The organism is Mesorhizobium sp. WSM4828 (assembly GCF_055811175.1).
In genome coordinates this window covers 109,523-129,338 of the sequence record NZ_JBVVQK010000019.1, presented here as the reverse complement: position 1 = coordinate 129,338, position 19,816 = coordinate 109,523, and the positions used below count along the sequence as shown (strand labels likewise).

Below are 19,816 nucleotides of genomic sequence, written 5' to 3'. Positions count from 1 at the left end.
CGGACATATGGATGCAAGCGATCCGATCAGACCTGAGCCACACCTTGCAAGCAGGGGGCCGTCCACATATGGATCCCAGGGTCTGCGCCGCGTCGCTTCGCTCCTTGCTCCGCCCTGGGATGACGAAGTTGGGGATGCTCCAGCCAGTCCCCGAGGTTTGCGCCCTGCCATCAGGCGGTTCCGCCTGCAACAAGCAGGTCCGGCCAGCTAAAATTCCCGGCTCAGGCCAGATCGATGTCGAGGATCGCCATCGAGAAATTATAATCGCCGTCGTCCTCGTCCTTGAAGACGATGCCGAGGAACTCGTCGCCGACATAGACCTCGGCCGAATCTTCCTTGCGCGGCCGCGCCTTCACTTCGAGTTTGGGGTTCTGGAAGGTGCGCTTGAAATAGGCGTCCAGCTTTCTGATTTCGTCCGGCTTCAACAGTCTTCTCCGATCGTCGCTTGCTCAAGTGCGTCGCGTCTGAATAGACCGATGCGACGCGCTTTAAATCTTGCTTCATGCATGTCGCTATCCCAAAACCGCTGGGCGCTTTTGGGCGACATGCATTGGTGAGCGCGCTTCTGGCACGTCGACAATGGCCATGTAAAGGCAAGCCGGCATAGGGGGCAGGAATTCAGCCCCCTGCCCGAGCACTCAGATGTCGAAGCTGACGACGTGGTCCATCGTCTGCGATGGCAACAGCTGGTCCATCTGGCGCGAGGGCTGGTCGCAGCCGGTCTCGCCGACGACGCGGGCCGGCACGCCGGCAACCGTCTTGTTGTGCGGTACCGGCGACAGCACCACCGAGCCGGCCGCGATCTTCGAGCAATGACCGATCTCGATGTTGCCGAGGATCTTGGCGCCGGCGCCGATCAGCACGCCGTAGCGGATCTTGGGATGGCGGTCGCCACCGGCCTTGCCGGTGCCGCCCAGCGTCACGCCGTGCAGGATCGACACGTCGTCCTCGATCACCGCCGTCTGGCCGACGACGAGGCCGGTGGCGTGGTCGAGGAAGATGCCCTTGCCGATGCGGGCTGCCGGATTGATGTCGGTCTGGAACACCGAGGACGACCGGCTCTGCAGATACAGCGCGAAATCCTGGCGGCCCTGGCTCCACAGCCAATGCGCCAGCCGGTGCGTCTGGATGGCATGAAAACCCTTGAAGTAGAGCACCGGCATGATGAAGCGGTCGCAGGCCGGATCGCGGTCGTAATAAGCCTGGATATCGACGCGCACCGTCGTCGCCCAGTCCTTGTCGTCGGCCGCCATCGCCTTGAACGTCTGGCGGATGAGGTCGGAGCCGATGTCCTGGTGGGCGAGGCGCTCGGCCAGCCGGTGGATAACCGCTTCTTCCAGGTTTTCCTGATTGAGGATGGTCGAATAGAGGAACGCCGCCAGCAGCGGATCGCGGTTGACCGCTTCCATCGCTTCGTCGCGGATCGAACGCCAGATCGGATCTACCGGCTGCACCCTGGTGGGACGGGAAATCGTAACGCTGTTCATCTGATGTCTCCGGCCATCCAATGTCTCGGCCATCCAATGTCTCAGTTCGCGGCTTGCCTATTCTCCGGCCGCACCTATAAGCCAGATCATAGCACGGGTGAACTCAATTTTCCTTAGTGCTTCGTCAAATGGATTTGGTTCGCGGAATTTCAAGCAGCCATGGAAAACGCAACCTTGATGGACGAGACCCTGAAGCGCGAGCTTTCCGCGCTCTACAAGGCCGGGGACCGCCATTATCACAACCTCGGCCACATCGAGACGATGCTGGCGCTAGCCAATGATTACAAGGCGTTGCTGCACGATCCTGAAGCAGTCGAAGCGGCGATCTGGTTCCACGACGCGATCTACGACAGCCGCGCCAAGGACAATGAGGCGAGGAGTGCCGCACTTGCCGAGGAGAAGCTCGCCGGCCGTGCCGACGCACAACGCATCGGCCGCATCGCGGCGATGATCACTGCCACTGCCAGCCACGAATTGCCGCCCCTTGGCGACCAGCATTCCGTTCGTGACGCGGCGCTGTTCCTCGACATGGACCTGGCGATCCTGGGTGCTGCGCCTGACGTGTTCGACGCTTACGAACAGGCGGTCCGCCGCGAATATCAGTGGGTCGAGGAGCCGATGTGGCGGGCCGGCCGTGCCGCTGTGCTAAAGGGCTTCCTCGCCCGTCCGCATATCTTCCATAGCGAGGAGTTCCGCCGGCGCTTCGAAACCCAGGCCCGGCATAACATGGCGCGGTCGCTCAGGGCGCTGGGGTACAGCCCGCGCGGATCGTAGCCCGACGCGTTGCTCGCTTGCGTCCGGGATCTTGGCCCGAGATCACGTGAACGCGCCAAAAGTCGATGCCATTGCCCACAGCATGAACACCCCGGCCGCCAGCGACGCGCCGTTGACCACGATGCCAGCCAGGCCGAGCACACGATTGTCGTTTGGGCGCCCAAGCGCCATCAGCCCGAAGACCGCGCCGGTAAGATGTGCCAACGGCCCGGCCAGGAAAAATACCGCAGCGAAGAAGCCGGTCGCACTGTTCTGGAGCAGTGGGGAGGCGTCGCTCGGCATTGCTATCAACGCGGTGATCGCAATCGCCCCTGTCGCCAGTGCGGCCAGCGCTAGAACAACGGACCATTCGCCGAACGTGCTTTTCGTAACGACCCCCGGCAAAGCGGCGTCGCTTCTTCCCCATTGTACCATCGTACCCCCTGCCCTCTTTTTAGCGCGTGGCGGGTTTGAACCGATCCACACGTCGTACCTCATTTATTTCTGTATCGTTGCAAAACCGCTAAGAACCCCAGCTTCAGGCCCAATGGCCGCTTTTGGGGAGCCATCCGTCAAAGCGGATACTCGGCATAAAACTCCAGCACGCGCTGCTTGAAGGTCTTGTCGCCGACCGCCAGCATGTGGTCGCGGCCTTCGATGTGAAACGCCCTGGCGTTCGGCATCAACGCGGCGAGTTCATCCGGCGAGCCGCCGATGTCGTCCTTGGTGCCGACGGCGATCAGCGTCGGCTGGGCAATGTGGGCAAGGTCGGCCTCGCTCAGCAATTCGCGCGACGTGGCGATGCAGGCGGCGAGCGCCCGGCGATCGCTGCGGGTCTGATCGGCGAAGGCGCGGAACGAGCGGCCGCGCGGGTCGCTGGTGCCTGCGGGATCCTCGGCCAGGAGGGCGTCGGCTATCGGATCCCAGTCGCCGACACCGTCGACCATGCCGATGCCGAGCCCACCGAAGACCAGCGTCGCCACCTTGTCCGGGTCGGAGAGCGCCAGGAAGGCCGATATGCGCGCGCCCATCGAATAACCCATGACATGAGCGCGTTCGATGCCGAGATGGTTCAAAAGCGCTGCCGCGTCCGACGCCATTTTTGCAGGCGTGTAGTCGGCTTCGTCATAGCTCTTCGACGACGAGCCATGGCCGCGATTGTCAAAGGCGATGGCACGGTAACCGGCATCGTTCAGCGTCTTGAACCAGCCGGGCGACACCCAGTTGACGTAATGGCTCGAGGCGAAGCCGTGGATCATCAGCACCGGATCGCCCTGCCCCGATGCCGGCTGGCGGTCAAGGAAAGCAAGATCGAAACCGTCATGGGAGAAGAACTGCATCGGCCGAAGATCCTGCCCGTTCAGTCGGAATCGACATTCGGCGCATCGCCCTTGTCGGGCGGCGGCATGGCCGGCCCCGGCGCCGTGCCGATGGCCGGATGGCGCAGCAGGTCGCCGTCCTTAAGGCCCTTTTTGGCGGCGGTGCCTGCCTTGAGCTCGAGCACGAAGCGCACCGGCTCGTCCGGCGAGATGATCGCCTCGGACTGCGGCTCGCCTTGCTTGATCGCCCGGATCCGGCCGTCCTGGCCGACGAAGACCAGGTCGAGCGGCATCGGCGTGTTCTTCATCCAGAAGCTCACATCCTGCGGCGCACCGAAGACGAACAGCATGCCGTGATTGTCGGCCATGTGGCGGCGAAACATCAGGCCAGCCTCGCGCTCGGCGGGCGTGTCGGCGATTTCGACGGAAAAAGAACGCTCGCCGGCCTTCGTCACCGCGACCAGCGGCACCGGATCGACGGGAAGGATCATCGCCTTGCCGTCGGCCGAACTCGGTTGCTGAAAATAGAAGAACGCACTTGCGGCGACGATGAGGAAAATCCCGGCGCAGAGCGCGCCCGCCGTCAGCCGGTTCCTGTGAGCCATATGAAATCCTCGGCCGGAACTAATGCGAGACCGGCAAGGTACCCATATCGGGGTGAATTTCGGCAGCCATAAGGCCTTTGTCGCCGCGTCCGAAGCGGACCAGCACCACCTGGCCCGGCCGGAGTTCGGTGATGCCGTAGCGGCGCAGCGTCTCCATGTGGACGAAAATGTCCTCGGTGCCCTCGCCCCGGGTCAGAAAGCCGAACCCCTTGGTCCGGTTGAACCATTTGACCAGCGCCCGTTCGAGGCCGCTTTCCGGCGTCACCGCGACATGGGTGCGCTGCTCCTGCAGCTCTGCCGGATGCACCGCCGTGGAGACATCCATCGAGAGCACGCGGAAAGCCTGCAGCCCGCGCTCGCCCTGCTTGACCAGGCAGACGACACGGGCGCCTTCCAGGGCGGTCTGAAAACCGTCCTTTCGAAGGCATGTCACATGGAGGAGGATGTCGCCCGAAGTACCATCATCGGGAAGGATGAAACCGTAGCCCTTGGCCACGTCGAACCATTTGATGGCGCCAGCGATTTCGACGAGATCGGCCGTATCGGCGCTCTCATCCCGCTTCAACGCATCGTTACCGGCCCCGTCCCGCCCCATGAAAGAGGCCTTTTCCCCCATAAGAACGCCCCCTTTTTTCAAGAAACACTGCAACTGATTCTTGGTATCAGATTAACACCGCGGCTTCCGGTGTGTGCAAGACCTGACGTGCCTTTTTTCACGGTTCCGTACAGGAATAGCGGATTTGCCGTTTGCCGGCGCCGGCAGGCGTGGCCAATTGCCCTTTGGCCGGGCCGCCCCTATGTTGCGCCGCAACGCAACATAAGGAGGAAATCATGCGCTATCTGCACACCATGGTCCGCATCGCCGACATCGATGCTTCGCTCGATTTCTACTGCAACAAGCTTGGCCTCAAGGAAGTGCGCCGCCATGAAAACGAGCAAGGCCGCTACACGCTGATCTTCCTTGCCGCGCCCGAAGACGAGCAGAGCGGCATCTCCGAAAAGGCGCCGCTGGTCGAGCTGACCTACAATTGGGACCCGGAAGACTACAAGGGCGGCCGCAATTTCGGCCATCTTGCCTATGAGGTCGACGACATCTACGCCACCTGCCAGCGGCTGATGGACAATGGCGTCACCATCAACCGGCCGCCGCGCGACGGCAACATGGCGTTCGTCAAATCGCCGGACGGCATCTCGATCGAGCTGTTGCAGAAAGGTCCGGCAAAGCCGAAGGCCGAGCCGTGGGCGTCGATGCCGAACACCGGCAGCTGGTAGCCGATCACGCCGTATTGAGCGGACGCAGGCGGGCCCCGGTTCGGTTTTCGCGTCCGCATTCCCAGGGAGAATTCATCCATGCCGAGCAGCCATGTCGACGTCGCCACCGAACATGCCAGCCGCTATCTGCAGCAGCTGTGCAAGCATTGGGCGCACAAGTTTCCAGTCGAATTCGACCCGAACCACGGCACCATCGATCTGACGCTCGGCCGCACGGTTCTCGATGCCGACCCGGCTGCGCTGCACATTGCGGTGACGACCGCTGAGGCCGGCTCGCTCGAGCGCCTGGAAACGGTCGTCGCCGAGCACATCAAGCGCTTCGCCTTCCGTGAGGAGCTGGCATTCGACTGGAAACGCGCTCCGGCTGCGTAGGCGACCAGTCAACCGCCGGCCTTGGCCATCTCCAGCAGCATCAGCACGGTGCGCCAATTGCGCGCCGTGCCGGGTACCTTCAGGACGCGCGGGATGAGGTTGGCAAACACCGATTTGCCGAGCCCGTCGGGCGCATGCAGGTAGAGCACGTCGCCCTTGACCTCGAAGCGTTCGGGCCCAGTGCATTTTTCCGCCAGCCGGGCGACCTCCTCGGGGGTCGGCCGGCGCTCCAGCGCATAGGCGTGCAGCTTGGTAGGCTCGCCGGCCACTTCGGGATAGGGATTGTCCGCCGCCAGCCGCTCGAGCCAGCCGAGATCGCGCACCATGATGCGCGAATGGAAGCCCCATTTTTTCTCGAATTCCGCTTCCAACCGCCTGGTCAGCATCGCCGCATCGCCATCTGGCGACCGGAACACGGCGTTGCCGCTCTGCACATAGGTGGCGACAGCGGAGAAGCCGAACTGCTCGAAGAACGACCTGAGTTCCGCCATTTTGACGATGCGGTTGCCGCCGACATTGATGCCGGAAAACAGCGCGACGAAGGTCGTCAAATCCATTCAGTCCTTATCAATTATCAGATTCTTAGCTATACCATACAATCTGGAATTCAGTTGGGGGATAATACTTTGGAAAACCAGCCGTTCGAAATCCTGAAGTTGATCGTTGGCGCGTCAGTTCCCGCAGTGCTGGCTTATTTCGGGTGGCGCATAAACAAGCAAATAAAATCTCTTGAGCAGGCGCAATGGCAAAATAGAAAAATTATAGAAAAGAGGCTCGAAATTTATGATCTCATTGCGCCGAAACTAAATTCGCTTTTTTGCTTCTGCATGTGGGTCGGCGATTGGAAGGAAATAACACCGGAAGACACGGTAAACCTGAAAAGATTTACCGACAAAAACATGAATGTCTATAGGCATCTATTTAACGAGAACCTTTTCCTTGCATATGACGAATTTATTCACACCGTGTTCCAGACCTACAATGGGCCAGGGGAGGACGCAAAGATACGTGCGGAGATTTCCGGGGTGGATGGCAACCGCACGACTGACTGCCACTATCCATGGAACAAAGCTTGGAACAAATTATTTGAAGAAGATTCAGTGCCCAGGAAGAAAGAATTGTCAAACAAATATAACGCCCTTATGCACAGTTTCCGAAGCTGCCTTGGGCTTGGAGATGGGAGCACTAAATGATGAACCCGGCGAGCGTCTCGTTGTCGGTGATGTCCTGGTAGTGGACGCTCTCGGCGTCGAAATTCGCCTTGAGCCGGTCGAAATTGCGGCGGTCCTTGGTTTCGATGCCGATCAGCACCGAACCGAAATTGCGCGCCGATTTCTTCAGATATTCGAAGCGGGCGATGTCGTCGTCGGGACCAAGCAATTCGAGGAAATCGCGCAGCGCGCCGGGCCGCTGCGGAAAGCGGATGATGAAGTATTTCTTCAAGCCCTCGAAGCGCAGCGCCCGTTCCTTCACATCCGGCAGCCGCTCGAAATCGAAATTGCCGCCCGACACCACGGCGACGATGGTCTTGCCCCTGATTTCCTTCCTGGAAAAATCCTTGAGCGCATCGATCGCCAGTGCGCCGGCCGGCTCGAGCACGACGCCTTCGACATTGAGCATTTCGATCATGGTTGCGCAGAGCCGGTTTTCCGGGATCAGCCGCACGGCGTCGGCGGCAAACTCCTTGAGGTGGCGCAGCGGCTCGCGGCCGATCTCGGCCACCGCCGCGCCGTCGACGAAATTGTCGACCTTGGCGAGCTTGACCCGCTTTCCGGCGGCAAGGGTCTCGCTCAGGCTCGGGGCGCCGGCCGGCTCGCAAAAGACGAAACGTGTCTCGCGGTGCTGGTCGGCGAAATAATGCGTCACACCCGCAGCCAGACCGCCGCCGCCGACCGGCAGCATGACGATATCGGGCATGCGCGCGCCGGGCATCTGGCCTGACATCTCGTAGGCGACGGTCGCTTGCCCTTCGATGATGTCCTTGTGGTCGAAAGGCGGCACGATGTGGGCGCCGGCAGTTTCGGTGAATTCGAGTGCGGCACGGTAGCAGTCGTCGAAGAAATCGCCGACCAGCCTGATCTCGACGAATTCGCCGCCGAACAGCCGCGTCTTGTCGATCTTCTGCTGCGGCGTCGTCACCGGCATGAAGACGACGCCCTTTTTGCCGAAATGGCGGCAGACGAAGGCAAAGCCCTGCGCGTGATTGCCGGCCGAGGCGCAGACGAACAGCTCGGCAGCGTTGCCGGCGGCGAGCGTCTTGCGGAAGAAGTTGAAGGCGCCGCGGATCTTGTAGGAGCGCACCGGCGTCAGGTCCTCGCGCTTCAGCAGCACCCGCGCGCCGGTCTTCTTCGACAGATAGTCGTTCTCCTGCAGCGGCGTTTCCGGAAAGATCTCGCGGATCGCGGCAGCGGCGGCAGCGACGCGAGAGGAGAAACTGGTCATGGCAAGAGCACCCTACAGGCTAGGCGAATTCAGTCTCGCTATTGCATATCCGGCCTCGCGAAGCCATTGTCCGGCCACCCCGAAAGGGTGTTCCCAAAACCTCGTCGGCCGTTAGGAGCGTCTGTTCATGCCTGTCGCATCGGTGGCCCAGAAAACCGTTTCGCTGCCGGAGTTCGGCGAGCCGACGGTGATGCCGCTGGTTACGCGCGCCACCTATGAGGCCCGCATCGCGGCACTGGTCGCGCGCGGCGGGTTCGATGCATTGGTCGTCTATGGCGACCGCGAACATGCAGCCAATGTCGCCTATCTCTGCGGCTACGACCCGCGCTTCGAGGAGACGCTGCTGGTCATCGTTCCCGGCAAGTCGCCGAAACTGCTGGTTGGCAATGAGGGCTGGGGCTATGCCGAGATCTGCGACGGACCGTATGAGCGCGTGCTCTACCAGACGTTTTCGCTGCCGGCGCAGCCGCGCGACCGCTCGCAATCGCTGGCCGACATCCTCGTCGATTGCGGCCTGAAAGCCGGCCAGCGCATCGGCGCCATCGGCTGGAAGCCGTTCGGCGCCGGCGATGCCGGTTTTGGCGAAACGACGCTCGACCTGCCGTCCTTCATCGCCGACACGTTGCGCAGCCTTGCCGGCGATAGGGGCGTGATCGTCAATGCGGCGAACCTTTTGATGAACCCTGCCAACGGCCTGCGCGCCATCAACGAGGCCGACCAGCTGGCGGCGTTCGAATTCGCCGCGACCTATTCCTCGCAAGGCCTGCGCAATGTGCTGCAAGGCATCGAACCCGGCATGACCGAATTGCAGGCGGCGCGGCTGATGGGCATCAACGGCTTGCCGCAATGCTGCCACCCGATGCTGTCGGCCGGCAAGCGGGCGCCCTATGGCCTGCCAAGCCCGCGCCTCGACGTCATCAAGCGCGGCGACCCGATCACCATGGCCTACGGCATCCAGGGCTCGCTCAACGCCCGCGCCGGGTTTCTGGTCGAGGACGCGGCCGAGCTTCCAAGGGGCATCCAGGACTATGTCGAGAAGCTGGTCGCGCCCTATTTCTGCGCCGTCGTCGACTGGTATGAGACGGTCGGCATCGGCGTTCCCGGCGGCGCGCTGTGGCAAGCGGTGCACGAGCGCATCGGCGATCCGTTCTTCGGCGTGTCGCTCAATCCCGGCCATCTCGTCCATATCGACGAATGGATGCATTCGCCGGTATTTTCCGGCTCCGACATCAGGTTGAAGTCGGGCATGGCCTTGCAGGTCGACATCATCCCGGCCACCGGCACCGATTATTTCACCACCAACATCGAGGACGGCATCGCGCTGGCCGACGAGGCGCTGCGCGAAGAGATCGCCGCGCGCTATCCCGAGGCCTGGCGCCGCATCGAGGCGCGCCGCGCCTTCATGACCGACGTGCTCGGCATAAGGCTGAAGCCGGAAGTGCTGCCCTTTTCCAACATTCCGGCCTTCCTGCCGCCGTTCTGGCTTTCGCGCAACACTGCGATGGCAGTCGCGAGGCGCTGAGCGCATTTCGGCGCCTGCGACTTACTTCTGCCGCACTTCGCCTGTCCGGGAGGTGCGGCGGAGGTGGATGGGCCTTTGGTTAGGCCGGAGTGGAATTGCTTAAGTGCCCTTGAAGACGATTTGCATCATTGTCCTTGCCGCGCTGCTCGCCGGCTGCGGTGGCCGCCAAACCGAGGAACTGCTCGGCAGCGCCATGATGGCGGTGCCGGTGACGGAAATCGCCGGCAACCACTCGATCTTCATCGCCACCACGCGCAAGCGCTCCGACGATCCCAACAAGGTCTTCGACGGCGAGCGGTCGGCGACGCTGAACTATGCCCGCGTCAACGTCACCGTCCCCGGCATCCACAAGACAGGCCAGATCGAGCGGCGCTCGCGCGGCAAGTCGGACGATCCGGCCAAATACTTCATGGCTTCCGAGGTCGTCGGATACGACACCCAGCCGAAATTCTCCAGCGCGCTCAGCGCCGACATCGCAGCGCGCGGCGGCCGCGTCATGGTTTTCGTCCACGGCTATAACACCGGCTTCGACGACGCGGTCTACCGCGTCACGCAGATCACCCATGATTCCGGCTATCCGGGCACGCCGGTGCTGTTTTCCTGGGCGTCGGGCGCCAAGACCACCGATTATGTCTACGACAAGGAAAGCGCCAGCGTTGCCCGCGACCAGCTCGAAGTGACGCTGAGAATGCTGGCGCAGACCGGCGCGCGGCGCATCGACATCGTCGCTCATTCGCTGGGGACCTGGGTTACCATGGAGGCGCTGCGCCAGCTCGCCATCACCGGCGACCGCGATCTCGGCGGCAAGCTCGGCGACGTCGTGCTAGCCTCGCCCGACATCGACGTCGACGTGTTCAAGAGCCAGATGCGCCGCTACGGCAAGCCGGACAAGCCGTTCATCCTGCTGCTCTCCGACGACGACCGGGCGCTCAGGTTATCGGGCCTGATCGCCGGTGCGCGGCCGCGCGTTGGCGACTACAAGAACGCTGCCGACCTCGCCAGCTATGGCGTGTCGGTCGTCGACCTTTCCAGCGTCAAGGGCGCCGACCGCTTCAACCACACCAAATTCGCCGACAATCCGGAATTGGTGCAGTTGATTGGCCAGAAGCTGCGCGAGGATGACGGGTTTGCCAGTGACCGCGAAGTGACAGACCGCATCGCCTCGGTCGGACAATAGCTGCATTGCGCGGCCGTCATTGTTGATCATTGCCGCGCCATCGGGACAGTTTGAACTGGACCGTGCCGGCCTCTGCCTCTATCGAATAGGCCAAGACGTCTCCGGCTCGACGTCGCCTTTGCGGGAGCCCGCGTGATCGTGCCTTCGAAGATCTTTCTCGTCGTTGCGTTCGCGCTCGCGGTTACCGGCTGCGCCGGCCAGAACACGCATGACCTGCTCAACAAGACGACGATCACCGTGCCTGCTTCCGATATCGCGGCGACGCACAAGATCTTCGTCGCCACAACCCGGCAAAGGGCAACGAAGGAGCCCCGGCAGGTGTTCGACGGCGACCGTTCGCCGACCACCAGCTTTGCCAGCGTCGAGGTGACGGTGCCCAAGATCCACCAGCTCGGCGCCATCGAGCGGGTCAAGGGCTCGGCCAACAGCAATCCGGCGAAGGATTTCACGGCGACCGGCGTCACCTTCTACGAAGGCGCCCCGCAATTCGCCAAGGCGGTCGGCGCCGACATCGCCATGCGCGGCGACCGCGCGCTGGTTTTCGTGCACGGCTTCAACAACGGCTTCGACGACGGCATCTACCGGCTGACGCAGATCGCGCACGACACAAAATACCCGGGAACGCCGGTGCTGTTTTCGTGGGCATCGAGCGGCAAGACGACCGGCTACATCTACGACAAGGAAAGCGCCAATGCAGCGCGCGACGATCTCGAAGCGACGCTGCGCATGCTCGCCAGGAGCCGCGCCAAGAGCATCGACATCATTGCCCATTCGATGGGGACCTGGGTGACGATGGAAGCGTTGCGCCAGCTTGCCATCACCGGCGACCGCGACCTCGGCGGCAAGCTCGGCTACGTCATCCTGGCCTCGCCCGACATCGACGTCGACGTGTTCAAGAAGCAGATGATCCGCTACGGCAAGCCCGACAAGCCGTTCGCCGTGCTGCTTTCGGGCGACGACCGGGCGCTCAGACTGTCGACCATGATCTCCGGCGACAAGCCGCGCGTCGGCGACTATGGCGACGCGGCCGACCTCGCCAGCTATGGCGTCTCGGTGGTCGACCTGACCAAGACAAAGGGCGGCGACCGGCTGAACCACGCCAAGTTCGCCGACAACCCGTTTCTGGTGCAGCTGCTCGGCGACCGCCTGCGCGCCCCGGCGGGCCTCGCCTCCGAAGAGACCGCGCCGGCCCAGCTCGACAATCTTGGCCAGGGCCTCGGCAAGGCCGTCGGTTCGGTCGCCGAAATCGTCATCACCACGCCGTTCAAGGTGCTGACGATTGCGACAGGCGGGTGAGCGATCGCTGAGCGGTCACTATTGACGTCAGTTCGGAACAAAGCGCACGGCAGCGATCCTTCGCGCCCCCCTCTGTCCTGCCGGACATCTCCCCCACTTGGGGGGAGATTGGCCGCCAGCTCGGCTTTCGCCAATCTCCAACTTTGACGAACAAGGCGCTGTCAACGAAACTGCCAATCTCCCCCCTTAAGGGGGGAGATGTCCGGCAGGACAGAGGGGGGCGCTGTCCCGCCATCGTTCAAACGAACAGATCGACCTTCCGGAAAGTCGTCACGTCGATCAGGCCGACGTCGGAAATCCTGAGCTCGGGGATGACGACCAGCGCCAGCAGCGAGTGCTGCATGTAGGCGTTGTTCAGCGAGCAGCCCATCTGGCGCATGGCGTCGCTGAGTTGGTCCGCCTTTGCGGCGACGATTTCGGCGCGCTCGTCCGACATCAGTCCGGCGATCGGCATTTCGACCAGCGCCAGCTCCTTGCCCCTGGAGAACAGCACGACGCCGCCGCCGACCTCGCCCAGCCGGTTCACGGCCAGGGCCATGTCCTGCTTGTTGGTGCCGACGACGATGATGTGGTGGGCATCGTGCGCCACGCTCGAGGCCATGGCGCAGTCGCCGATATAGCCGAAGCCGGAAACGAAGGCGTTGGTGACGCCGCCGGTGCCCTTGTGACGCTCGACCAGTGAGATCTGGCAGACGTCGTTGCGGCGGTCCATGGCGACCAGCCCGTCCTCGACGGCAAGATCGGCCTCGAGCGCCCGCGTCGGCGCCTGGTTCTCGATGACGCCGATGACGCGGACCCGCACCTCGTTGGCGCCCATGGGTGCGGCGATGTCGAAATCGCCTGCCTTGAGTTTCTTGCCGAGCTTGACGGTGTTCTTCGCCGTCTTCGGATAATTGTAGGCCGGAATGTCGATCTCGAGCTTGCCGCCCTTGGCCAACCTGACGCCGCGGCCATAGACCTCGTCGATCGTCATTTCGGCCAGGTCGGAGACGATCAGCAGATCGGCGAGCCGACCCGGCGCGATCGAGCCGATCTCACGCTCCAGCTTGAAATGCTGGGCGGTGTTGAGCGTCGCCATCTGGATCGCCGTCACCGGCTTCAAGCCCTGGCTGATGGCGTGGCGCACGACCCGGTCCATATGGCCTTCGTGCACTAGCGTGCCGGAATGGCTGTCGTCGGTGCACAGGATGAAGTTGCGCGGGTCGAGGCCGCTCTCGGTCACCGCCTTGACCTGCGAGGCGACGTCATACCAGGCCGAGCCCAGCCGCAGCATCGCCTTCATGCCCTGGCGGACGCGCGCGATGGCGTCCTCGGCGCGCGTGCCTTCATGGTCATCCTCCGGGCCGCCGGCGACGTAGCCGTGGAACGGAAGGCCGAGATCGCGCGAGGCATAATGCCCGCCGACGGTCTTGCCGGCCCTCACCGTCGCCGCGATCTCGCCCGACATTACCGGATCGTTGGCGGCGACGCCGGGAAAATTCATCACCTCGCCAAGCCCGATGATGTTCTCCCAGGTCATCGCCTCGGCAACGTCGGCGACGGTCAGCTCGGCGCCGGCATGCTCGAGCCCCGGAGCGGAGGGCACGCAGGACGGCATCTGAACGAGCACGTTGACCGGCATGGCGACGGCCTCGTCATGCATCAGCCGAACACCCGGCAGGCCGAGCACGTTGGCGATCTCATGCGGATCGATGAACATCGAGGTGGTGCCATGCGGGATCACCGCGCGGCAGAATTCCGTCACCGTCACCATGCCGCTCTCGACATGCATATGCGCGTCGCAAAGCCCCGGCACCAGATAGCGACCACCGGCATCGACCACCTTGGTGCCCTGGCCGATGGCATGGCTGGCATTCGGCCCGCAATAGGCGAAACGGCCGCCGGCGATGGCGATGTCGGTGCCGGCGATGATCTCGCCCGAATGAACGTTGACCCAGCGCCCGTTGCGGATGACGAGATCGGCGGGTTTGCGGCCCATGGCGACATCGACCAGATGCGTCGCCATCTCGGCCCAGGGTTTCGGTTTCGTCGCATTCTTCGGCATCAACAGGCTCCTCTTTGCTCGACTGTGCCAAGCCGCGGGGATTTTGACCAGCGAGGAAGTAAGCGCCGACGGCGAAACTGCCTATCTCCCCCCAAGTGGGACCCAAAGTGGGGGGAGATGTCGCCGAAGGCGACAGAAGGGGTCGGGACGTCCTGACGCGAACCGTTACCGCGAACAAAACAGGCTGGCGCTCGACGCGAGACGACCCCCTCTGGCCTGCCCTCTTTGCCACAACTTGGCATCTCCCCCCTCAAGGAGGGAGATCGATGCCACCACGGCTTTCGCCAATCCCCGACGCCGGGAAGGCAGGACAAAGGCATTTATGCTTTTGTGCCGGCCGCAGCAACTTTGTTCTTGCTTTGTGCCGGCAGCTATGCTACTAATTTGGGTACGGTGCCAATTGGCTCCAACGACCCGCCTCCCGAGGCGGGTTTTCTGTTATGGCGCCATTCACGGCAAAATGGCTCAAGCGGAATACGATTCCGTTGCGGCCAATCAGCTTTCGCCGCGTTGGCGGATCTTACTGAATCGACGGTCGCGGAGTTTGACGCACTCCATCATTCGAGCCTTCAGCCGGTTCAATCCAATTCGATCCCGAACTGTCACTTCTTGCTCGGATCGTCGGCCGGATTGACGTAGGTGATCTTGAATGGCCCCTCGCCATGAACCTGGATGATCGTATCGCTTGTGGTCCAGGCGAAGTGATTCATTCCGGCCGGCGTGACGCCGAAGCCGCCAGCAGTCAGTTCGACACCTTTCGCCTCGTCGAGCTTATCGCCCATTCCAATATGGAAGTTGCCGGAAAGCACCGTTACGTATTCCGTGGTGGGATGATTATGTGCGGCAATTTTGTAGCCGGCGGGTGTCTTCAACCGCAGCACATAGGCGCCGTCCTTTGAGGGATCTCCAGAGATAACAGCCATTTCAGCGCCAGCGGGAATGACAGCAGGAGCAGGACCCCATTTGATGTCTTTGGCGTTCATCGGCATGTCATCGGCAAACAGAGGCGCCGTCCCAACAAGCAGCAATGCCAGGGCAGAGGCAAGCTTGAGCATGACAATCTCCCGGTGTTCGTAGAGGACGGCGTCGAGTACCGGCGCGCCGATCCACTTGCCAATTGGAGTCTATCAGAGCGGAGCGCCTCAACGCATCCTGCGAACGGGGGACGCGCATTCGCGGTAGCCTCGGAAGCGGCCGCTAAAAATGTTTCCAGGTGAAACAATTTTGTTTGCATCTCTGTAGGTGATTAGCCCTCGCCAGCTTCCAGTGCCGGATTTGTCGACCGCAGAAGACGGCTTGACGGCCTTTGGCTGGCGGCTGAAAAGGGCTGGCCTGCGGACGTGGCGGAATTGGTAGACGCAAGGGACTTAAAATCCCTCGATCTCTGATCGTACGGGTTCGATTCCCGTCGTCCGCACCAAATTGGGTATTGATTTGATTTCCTAGCTGGGTGGCTAGCCAAGAAGGCTTGGCTGCCCGACAGCCTTCTATCGCAAGCACGGCCTCTTGCCACCTCAGAGCCGTCCGTTGTCATCGCTTTTACCGATTGCAACGGCATTGAAGCTGCTCGGTTGAGCCTTAGGCTTGTGCCCTCTGAGTTATAGAACGCATTTCTATAACTCAAGCTAAGGCGAAAGGTTGGTGTTGTACGGATTGAATCCGTACTGTATAATTAAACCGAAGGATATGCCCATGCCCCGCAATGTTAGTGACAATGGCCGAATCGATCTCCGGATTCCGCCCGAAGCAAAAGCCGTGATCGCACGTGCAGCGGCTTTGTCGAATGTCGGTCTAACCGAGTTCGTCACGCGTTCCGCGCTGCGTGACGCCCAAGCCACGATCGAACGCGCCGAACATCTCGCACTGTCAGAACGCGACAGCCTGCGCGTCCTCGACCTGCTCGAAAATCCGCCGGCGCCCACCGAACGTCTTATCCGTGCCGCCAAGGCCGGTCAGACCCTCGCGTGAACTCCTGGCAGGAAGTGCCGATCAGTAAACAGCATGACCGTGCCGCCTTCGACTGTGGCGACGCGGACCTCAATACCTATCTACAGCGCTTCGCGCGTCAAAACCACGAAAGCGGCGGCGCAAAAACCTTCGTCGCCGTGACGGCGGAATATCCATCGCACATCCTCGGATTCTATTCCCTCAGTCCCGCCTCGATAGACTATGCCCGCACACCGACGATCGCCAGGCGTGGCCTGGGCCGCTACGACGTGCCGGTCTATCGCCTCGGTCGCCTCGCAGTGGATCGTGCGATACAAGGCCGTGGCCTCGGCGGCGGCTTGCTGCTCGCCGCCGGGAAACGCTGCATAGCAGTTGCGCAGGAAGTCGGCGGCGTAGCCCTGTTGATCGACGCCAAAGGCGATCAGGCCGCACGCTGGTACGAGGGCTACGGTGCGGTCCGTCTCGATGACGCGCCGCTGTCCCTGGTCCTGCCTTTCGCCGCGATCGCCAAGGCAATAGCTGCGATCTGAACGGCTCGGAATGTGGCCCTGCATGGTGCCAACGTGCTCCTCCCATCAAGTGCGCTTCGCGCTGCCTCTATTGGGAGCGCGTCGATACATGCGCCGAACTATCGCGATGCTTCCTCCCGTCGCTCTGCCGCACCGTGACCGCGATATCCACCGACTTGTCCTAATCCGCACCTAGCCCAGATCCACCACCTCACCCACCGATCGGGTTCAGCTTCAAATGCTGGATCAGGATGATGGTCTTCGCATCGACAATGCTGCCGTCGTAGATGCCGGCCAGCGCCTCGTCGAGCGGCATTTCCAAAACCTCGATGTCCTCGCCTTCGTCGTGGGCGCCGCCGCCGTCGGAAATGCGGTCGGCGGGCGAGTAGCGGGCGACGAAGAACCAGAGCCGCTCGGTCACGCTGCCGGGGCTCATATAGGGTGAAAACAGCCGCTGTACGTCCTTCAGGCGGTAGCCGAGTTCCTCCTCGGCCTCCTTGCGGATGCAGGTTTCGGGATCGTCTTCGTCGAGCAGGCCGGCGCAGGCCTCGATCAGCGGCTCCTTGTGGCCGGTGACGTAGGCCGGATAACGGAACTGCCGCACCAGAAGCACCGTCGACCGCTCCGGATCGAAGGGCAGGATCACCGCGCCGTCGCCGCGATCGTAGGTCTGGCGGGTGTGCGTTTCCCATTTGCCGTCGCGCCGGCGATAGTCGAAGACGGTCTTTTTCAAAACCGCCCATTCGTCGGAAAGGACTTCCTCAGAGCGGATGCGAATGCGATCTTCCATGGTGGACTCCCTGCTGCCGCGGCAAGGCGTAGCCGCGAACGGCGGTTCGTGCAATCCGGCCACCAATTGGTCCAGTGCGCCGGTTCACCCTCTCGTGTCTGGCGCATCTGCAAGTGCCTGCCTAAATAGCGGCAACCCTTTCCGGAGTTTTTTATGACCTCATCGCTTTTCCAGCCGATCACCCTCGACGGCCTCACCTTCCCCAACCGCATCGCGGTCGCGCCGATGTGCCAGTATTCGGCCGACGACGGCTCGGCCAGCGATTGGCACCTCTATCACTGGATGAACCTGGCGATGTCGGGCGCCGGCATGGTCACCGTCGAGATGACCGAGGTCGAACGGCGCGGCCGTATCTCGCATGGCTGTCTCGGCCTCTATTCCGAAGACAATGAGGCGGCGGCGCGACGCACGCTTGATGCAGCCAAACGGGTGGCCGCACCGGGCACGAAATTCGGCACGCAGCTTGCCCATGCCGGCCGCAAGGCCTCGAACCGCAAACCCTGGGAGGGTGGCGGCCCGCTGCACGCCGATCAGGACCCGTGGCCGATCGTGTCGGCATCGGCGATCGCCTACGACACCGGCTGGCAGGTGCCGCGGGCGCTGGAGGACGACGAGATCCTGCAAATCATTGAACGCTTCGCCGAAGCGGCACGGCGGGCCGAGCGGGCCGGCTTCGACTTCATCGAGCTGCATGCCGCGCATGGCTATCTGATCTTCCAGTTCCTGTCGCCGCTCTCCAACCAGCGCACCGACCGCTGGGGCGGCTCGCTGGAAAACCGCATGCGCTTCGCCGTCGAGATCGCCAAGGCGGTGAAGAAGGCGGTGCCCAGGCTGATGCTGGGCGCGCGCCTGTCGATCAAGGAATGGGTCGACGGCGGCTTCGAGGTCGAGGATGCGATCGAAGTGGCAAAAGCGCTGAAGGAAGCCGGCGTCGCCTATCTCTGCTGCTCGAGCGGCGGCAATTCGCCGTTGCAGAAGCTGCCGTCCGGGCCCGGCTACCAGGTGCATCTGGCCGAAGCGGTGCGCAAGGCCGTCGGCATCCCGACGCGGGCCGTCGGCCTGATCGACGATCCGAAACAGGCCGAGGCGATCGTTGCCGACGGGCGCGCCGACATGGTGGCGCTGGCGCGCGCCTTCCTTGCCGATCCGCGCTGGGGCTGGCGCGCCGCGGCCACCTTCGGCGAAAAAATCCACCCGGCGCCGCAGCTTGCCCGCTCGGTGACGACGATGCAGCATTGGATGAAAGGCGGCGAACTGACGGGTTCCGATGAGCCGCCCAAGGCAATCGTTTCCGACGGAAATGGCGCTCGGCCGGCCAATTGATGATGTCGCGCCGCCCCTCACCTGCCTGCCGGCATCCTCTCCCCGTATAGTGACGGGGAGAGGGGCGCTCTCGTCGACGGTTTCGCCAATCTCCAGCGTTGCAGAACGGGAGCCGAGGTTGCGGTCAGTCCTCTTCTCCCCGTCACTATACGGGGAGAAGGTGCCGGCAGGCGGATGAGGGGCAGCGCAAACCTGAAGTGATTGCCCCGACTGCGGCTAGATTGTTGAGCTATATTCGCCTGAGCTAACATAGTACTTGCAACCAAATCGGCCGCTCCGCGTTGGCGGCGATGATGGACAGCAAGCCATTTGAAAAGCCGGTCGTGGTCGAACTCGGCCATGTCGGCAAGTATCGCCACATCCGCAGCGCCCAGGAGGCGGCGGAGTGCCTGATGACGGTCTGGCCACTCAATCGCGGTCCGCGTCATCGTGATGCCCTCGACACTTGCCTAAAAGTGCTGGAAGGTTATCGTTCGACGGCGGATGCGCGCCGGGCACTGATCGAAGCCGCCAGGGAATCGGACGTGCTGGTCGCAGACGACAAGCTGCCAGACGACAGACTGGCCGACGACAGGCTGCATTGAGGCAACGGGCTTTCAACCGGAGGGTTTCATGGCGAAACTGACCTACAAGATCGTTGAGCATGACGGAGGCTGGGCCTACAAGGTCGGCTCGACATTCTCCGAAACATTTCCCACCCATCAGGACGCGTTGCGCGCCGCCGAGATCGCTTCCGCCGAACAGCAGGTCGCCGGCAACACCGACGGCATCCAGTACGAGGACGCCGACGGCAAATGGCACGACGAGCTCGCCGACGGCCGCGACCGGCCGCAGACCGAGGTTTCCGATTAGGGTGTCTCGATATCCCAGTGATGCCGGTGTGCTTTACAGGTCGGTTTGGTAGCGCTACCGTCTCACATCGCGCGTGACCGGGGAGGAGTCTGGGCGCTGTCGCGGG

23 protein-coding genes and 1 tRNA gene are annotated in these 19,816 nt (G+C 62.6%); 13 read left to right on the top strand and 11 right to left on the bottom strand.

The window, feature by feature from the left end; all coding sequences use genetic code 11:
• Nucleotides 1-221: 221 nt before the first annotated feature.
• Nucleotides 222-425, bottom strand: a complete 204-nt coding sequence (locus AC0L2X_RS21415) for a DUF3126 family protein (protein ID WP_023674799.1) — start codon at nt 423-425, stop codon at nt 222-224.
• Nucleotides 426-638: 213 nt separating this feature from the next.
• Complete coding sequence (gene cysE / locus AC0L2X_RS21410; RefSeq protein ID WP_473555745.1) at nt 639-1,487, bottom strand: serine O-acetyltransferase; 849 nt, start codon at nt 1,485-1,487, stop codon at nt 639-641.
• A 159-nt stretch (nt 1,488-1,646) separates the two neighbouring features.
• On the opposite strand from cysE, the gene AC0L2X_RS21405 reads away from it, so the two are divergent.
• A complete protein-coding gene (locus AC0L2X_RS21405) occupies nt 1,647-2,261 on the top strand; it encodes an HD domain-containing protein (protein ID WP_473555746.1) in 615 nt (204 codons plus the stop codon).
• Between the two features lie 42 nt (nt 2,262-2,303).
• Here the strand turns inward: AC0L2X_RS21405 and AC0L2X_RS21400 are convergent, their stop codons facing one another.
• The 4 genes from AC0L2X_RS21400 to AC0L2X_RS21385 all read right to left on the bottom strand — a co-directional run bounded on the left by AC0L2X_RS21400 (nt 2,304) and on the right by AC0L2X_RS21385 (nt 4,780).
• Nucleotides 2,304-2,675 carry a hypothetical protein gene (locus AC0L2X_RS21400; RefSeq protein WP_473600278.1) on the bottom strand — a complete coding sequence of 124 codons (372 nt, stop codon included), beginning with the start codon at nt 2,673-2,675 and terminating at the stop codon, nt 2,304-2,306.
• Nucleotides 2,676-2,812: 137 nt separating this feature from the next.
• Entirely contained in the window at nt 2,813-3,580 is a 768-nt protein-coding gene (locus AC0L2X_RS21395) for an alpha/beta fold hydrolase (RefSeq protein WP_473555750.1), read from the bottom strand.
• A 20-nt stretch (nt 3,581-3,600) separates the two neighbouring features.
• Nucleotides 3,601-4,164, bottom strand: a complete 564-nt coding sequence (locus AC0L2X_RS21390) for a DUF192 domain-containing protein (protein WP_352668281.1) — start codon at nt 4,162-4,164, stop codon at nt 3,601-3,603.
• A gap of 19 nt (nt 4,165-4,183) precedes the next feature.
• Nucleotides 4,184-4,780, bottom strand: coding sequence for a cold-shock protein (locus AC0L2X_RS21385; RefSeq protein WP_473555752.1), 597 nt, complete (start codon nt 4,778-4,780; stop codon nt 4,184-4,186).
• Nucleotides 4,781-4,995: 215 nt separating this feature from the next.
• Here AC0L2X_RS21385 and gloA point away from each other — a divergent pair, with 215 nt between their 5' ends.
• Entirely contained in the window at nt 4,996-5,436 is a 441-nt protein-coding gene (gene gloA, locus AC0L2X_RS21380; protein ID WP_376704588.1) for a lactoylglutathione lyase, read from the top strand.
• A gap of 78 nt (nt 5,437-5,514) precedes the next feature.
• Nucleotides 5,515-5,808 (top strand): DUF2218 domain-containing protein, encoded by a 294-nt coding sequence (locus AC0L2X_RS21375; protein ID WP_473555753.1) that lies wholly within the window; start codon nt 5,515-5,517, stop codon nt 5,806-5,808.
• Nucleotides 5,809-5,816: 8 nt separating this feature from the next.
• Here AC0L2X_RS21375 and AC0L2X_RS21370 read toward each other — a convergent pair whose 3' ends face one another.
• A complete protein-coding gene (locus tag AC0L2X_RS21370; RefSeq protein ID WP_473555756.1) occupies nt 5,817-6,365 on the bottom strand; it encodes a DUF1697 domain-containing protein in 549 nt (182 codons plus the stop codon).
• A gap of 69 nt (nt 6,366-6,434) precedes the next feature.
• On the opposite strand from AC0L2X_RS21370, the gene AC0L2X_RS21365 reads away from it, so the two are divergent.
• Nucleotides 6,435-7,001 (top strand): hypothetical protein, encoded by a 567-nt coding sequence (locus AC0L2X_RS21365; RefSeq protein ID WP_473555758.1) that lies wholly within the window; start codon nt 6,435-6,437, stop codon nt 6,999-7,001.
• Here the strand turns inward: AC0L2X_RS21365 and ilvA are convergent.
• Nucleotides 6,994-8,250 carry a threonine ammonia-lyase IlvA gene (ilvA, locus tag AC0L2X_RS21360; protein ID WP_473555760.1) on the bottom strand — a complete coding sequence of 419 codons (1,257 nt, stop codon included), beginning with the start codon at nt 8,248-8,250 and terminating at the stop codon, nt 6,994-6,996. The genes AC0L2X_RS21365 and ilvA overlap by 8 nt on opposite strands.
• 127 nt (nt 8,251-8,377) lie before the next feature.
• On the opposite strand from ilvA, the gene AC0L2X_RS21355 reads away from it, so the two are divergent.
• The 3 genes from AC0L2X_RS21355 to AC0L2X_RS21345 all read left to right on the top strand — a co-directional run bounded on the left by AC0L2X_RS21355 (nt 8,378) and on the right by AC0L2X_RS21345 (nt 12,245).
• A complete protein-coding gene (locus AC0L2X_RS21355; RefSeq protein WP_473555763.1) occupies nt 8,378-9,772 on the top strand; it encodes an aminopeptidase P family N-terminal domain-containing protein in 1,395 nt (464 codons plus the stop codon).
• A gap of 103 nt (nt 9,773-9,875) precedes the next feature.
• Nucleotides 9,876-10,949, top strand: a complete 1,074-nt coding sequence (locus tag AC0L2X_RS21350) for an alpha/beta hydrolase (protein WP_292657769.1) — start codon at nt 9,876-9,878, stop codon at nt 10,947-10,949.
• 132 nt (nt 10,950-11,081) lie between these two features.
• Nucleotides 11,082-12,245, top strand: a complete 1,164-nt coding sequence (locus AC0L2X_RS21345) for an alpha/beta hydrolase (protein ID WP_473555764.1) — start codon at nt 11,082-11,084, stop codon at nt 12,243-12,245.
• Between the two features lie 238 nt (nt 12,246-12,483).
• Here AC0L2X_RS21345 and ade read toward each other — a convergent pair whose 3' ends face one another.
• Together ade and AC0L2X_RS21335 are read right to left on the bottom strand one after the other, a co-directional pair.
• Nucleotides 12,484-14,289 carry an adenine deaminase gene (gene ade, locus AC0L2X_RS21340; protein ID WP_473555766.1) on the bottom strand — a complete coding sequence of 602 codons (1,806 nt, stop codon included), beginning with the start codon at nt 14,287-14,289 and terminating at the stop codon, nt 12,484-12,486.
• A gap of 602 nt (nt 14,290-14,891) precedes the next feature.
• Entirely contained in the window at nt 14,892-15,344 is a 453-nt protein-coding gene (locus AC0L2X_RS21335; RefSeq protein WP_473555768.1) for a cupin domain-containing protein, read from the bottom strand.
• A 279-nt stretch (nt 15,345-15,623) separates the two neighbouring features.
• Here AC0L2X_RS21335 and AC0L2X_RS21330 point away from each other — a divergent pair.
• The 3 genes from AC0L2X_RS21330 to AC0L2X_RS21320 all read left to right on the top strand — a co-directional run bounded on the left by AC0L2X_RS21330 (nt 15,624) and on the right by AC0L2X_RS21320 (nt 16,766).
• Nucleotides 15,624-15,709 (top strand) — tRNA-Leu (locus AC0L2X_RS21330).
• 272 nt (nt 15,710-15,981) lie between these two features.
• Nucleotides 15,982-16,257 (top strand): type II toxin-antitoxin system TacA family antitoxin, encoded by a 276-nt coding sequence (locus AC0L2X_RS21325; RefSeq protein WP_473504082.1) that lies wholly within the window; start codon nt 15,982-15,984, stop codon nt 16,255-16,257.
• Nucleotides 16,254-16,766: a GNAT family N-acetyltransferase gene (locus AC0L2X_RS21320; protein WP_473555770.1), complete on the top strand. Its 513-nt coding sequence runs from the start codon at nt 16,254-16,256 to the stop codon at nt 16,764-16,766. The genes AC0L2X_RS21325 and AC0L2X_RS21320 overlap by 4 nt, the downstream gene beginning before the upstream one ends.
• A gap of 190 nt (nt 16,767-16,956) precedes the next feature.
• Here AC0L2X_RS21320 and AC0L2X_RS21315 read toward each other — a convergent pair whose 3' ends face one another.
• Nucleotides 16,957-17,535, bottom strand: coding sequence for an NUDIX domain-containing protein (locus AC0L2X_RS21315; RefSeq protein ID WP_473555772.1), 579 nt, complete (start codon nt 17,533-17,535; stop codon nt 16,957-16,959).
• Nucleotides 17,536-17,688: 153 nt separating this feature from the next.
• Here AC0L2X_RS21315 and AC0L2X_RS21310 point away from each other — a divergent pair, with 153 nt between their 5' ends.
• The 3 genes from AC0L2X_RS21310 (at nt 17,689) to AC0L2X_RS21300 (ending at nt 19,710) form a co-directional block, all read left to right on the top strand.
• Nucleotides 17,689-18,858: an NADH:flavin oxidoreductase/NADH oxidase gene (locus AC0L2X_RS21310; protein WP_473555775.1), complete on the top strand. Its 1,170-nt coding sequence runs from the start codon at nt 17,689-17,691 to the stop codon at nt 18,856-18,858.
• Nucleotides 18,859-19,148: 290 nt separating this feature from the next.
• Complete coding sequence (locus tag AC0L2X_RS21305) at nt 19,149-19,442, top strand: DUF982 domain-containing protein (protein ID WP_473555776.1); 294 nt, start codon at nt 19,149-19,151, stop codon at nt 19,440-19,442.
• Nucleotides 19,443-19,470: 28 nt separating this feature from the next.
• The gene (locus tag AC0L2X_RS21300) at nt 19,471-19,710 is read left to right on the top strand and encodes a DUF2188 domain-containing protein (protein ID WP_023674770.1); all 240 of its coding nucleotides are present in this window, start codon (nt 19,471-19,473) and stop codon (nt 19,708-19,710) included.
• The last annotated feature ends 106 nt before the right edge of the window (nt 19,711-19,816 follow it).

What these genes read in the sequence shown, in the direction of transcription:
- AC0L2X_RS21375 (WP_473555753.1), top strand. Translation starts at nt 5,515, where the DNA reads ATGCCGAGCAGCCATGTCGACGTCGCCACCGAACATGCCAGCCGCTAT.
- AC0L2X_RS21370 (WP_473555756.1), bottom strand. Translation starts at nt 6,365, where the DNA reads ATGGATTTGACGACCTTCGTCGCGCTGTTTTCCGGCATCAATGTCGGC.
- ilvA (WP_473555760.1), bottom strand. Translation starts at nt 8,250, where the DNA reads ATGACCAGTTTCTCCTCTCGCGTCGCTGCCGCCGCTGCCGCGATCCGC.
- AC0L2X_RS21355 (WP_473555763.1), top strand. Translation starts at nt 8,378, where the DNA reads ATGCCTGTCGCATCGGTGGCCCAGAAAACCGTTTCGCTGCCGGAGTTC.
- AC0L2X_RS21405 (WP_473555746.1), top strand. Translation starts at nt 1,647, where the DNA reads ATGGAAAACGCAACCTTGATGGACGAGACCCTGAAGCGCGAGCTTTCC.
- ade (WP_473555766.1), bottom strand. Translation starts at nt 14,289, where the DNA reads ATGCCGAAGAATGCGACGAAACCGAAACCCTGGGCCGAGATGGCGACG.
- AC0L2X_RS21335 (WP_473555768.1), bottom strand. Translation starts at nt 15,344, where the DNA reads ATGCTCAAGCTTGCCTCTGCCCTGGCATTGCTGCTTGTTGGGACGGCG.
- AC0L2X_RS21385 (WP_473555752.1), bottom strand. Translation starts at nt 4,780, where the DNA reads ATGGGGGAAAAGGCCTCTTTCATGGGGCGGGACGGGGCCGGTAACGAT.
- cysE (WP_473555745.1), bottom strand. Translation starts at nt 1,487, where the DNA reads ATGAACAGCGTTACGATTTCCCGTCCCACCAGGGTGCAGCCGGTAGAT.
- AC0L2X_RS21395 (WP_473555750.1), bottom strand. Translation starts at nt 3,580, where the DNA reads ATGCAGTTCTTCTCCCATGACGGTTTCGATCTTGCTTTCCTTGACCGC.
- AC0L2X_RS21390 (WP_352668281.1), bottom strand. Translation starts at nt 4,164, where the DNA reads ATGGCTCACAGGAACCGGCTGACGGCGGGCGCGCTCTGCGCCGGGATT.
- gloA (WP_376704588.1), top strand. Translation starts at nt 4,996, where the DNA reads ATGCGCTATCTGCACACCATGGTCCGCATCGCCGACATCGATGCTTCG.
- AC0L2X_RS21300 (WP_023674770.1), top strand. Translation starts at nt 19,471, where the DNA reads ATGGCGAAACTGACCTACAAGATCGTTGAGCATGACGGAGGCTGGGCC.
- AC0L2X_RS21400 (WP_473600278.1), bottom strand. Translation starts at nt 2,675, where the DNA reads ATGGTACAATGGGGAAGAAGCGACGCCGCTTTGCCGGGGGTCGTTACG.
- AC0L2X_RS21305 (WP_473555776.1), top strand. Translation starts at nt 19,149, where the DNA reads ATGATGGACAGCAAGCCATTTGAAAAGCCGGTCGTGGTCGAACTCGGC.
- AC0L2X_RS21315 (WP_473555772.1), bottom strand. Translation starts at nt 17,535, where the DNA reads ATGGAAGATCGCATTCGCATCCGCTCTGAGGAAGTCCTTTCCGACGAA.
- AC0L2X_RS21310 (WP_473555775.1), top strand. Translation starts at nt 17,689, where the DNA reads ATGACCTCATCGCTTTTCCAGCCGATCACCCTCGACGGCCTCACCTTC.
- AC0L2X_RS21325 (WP_473504082.1), top strand. Translation starts at nt 15,982, where the DNA reads ATGCCCCGCAATGTTAGTGACAATGGCCGAATCGATCTCCGGATTCCG.